This window comes from Rhizobium ecuadorense (assembly GCF_001187535.1).
Taxonomy (GTDB): domain Bacteria; phylum Pseudomonadota; class Alphaproteobacteria; order Rhizobiales; family Rhizobiaceae; genus Rhizobium; species Rhizobium ecuadorense.
Genome location: NZ_LFIO01001368.1, coordinates 1 through 409 on the forward strand (window position 1 = coordinate 1; position 409 = coordinate 409).

The following is a 409-nucleotide window of genomic DNA, read 5'->3' on the forward strand; positions in this document are numbered from 1 at the left end:
CGATCTTTGTTCTTCGCGTAAAACAACAGGATGTCGCAAACCTTTCCGAGGTGGCTGCCAGTCACAGATCCTGTTTTCGAGAATGATATCTGCGAGACAAAATTTGTAACGCCGAATATTTCGTCAAGCACTCCCCTGACCAAATGTACATTCTCATCAGATATCTGCACGAAGACTGCTCCACTATCGTTCAGCAGCTCTCTTGCCAATATTAAGCGGTCACGCAAATAGGTGAGGTATGAATGGATGCCGAGTTCCCACGTGTCCCGAAAGGCCTTGATCATCTCGGGTTCTTGGTTGAGGTCCTCATCTTTATCCGAGTCTGACAGCTTTCTTTTGTTCGTGAAGGGCTGGAAGTTTGATCCGTATTTGATGCCATAGGGCGGATCGATGTAGATCATCTGCACCT

Annotated in this window: 1 protein-coding gene; it reads right to left on the bottom strand. The window is 47.2% G+C overall.

Annotated elements, in window-relative coordinates; all coding sequences use genetic code 11:
• Positions 1-401: DNA methyltransferase (locus AF337_RS29500; RefSeq protein WP_244471337.1), on the bottom strand; the 401-nt coding region annotated here is incomplete at its 3' end.
• Between the last annotated feature and the right edge of the window lie 8 nt (positions 402-409).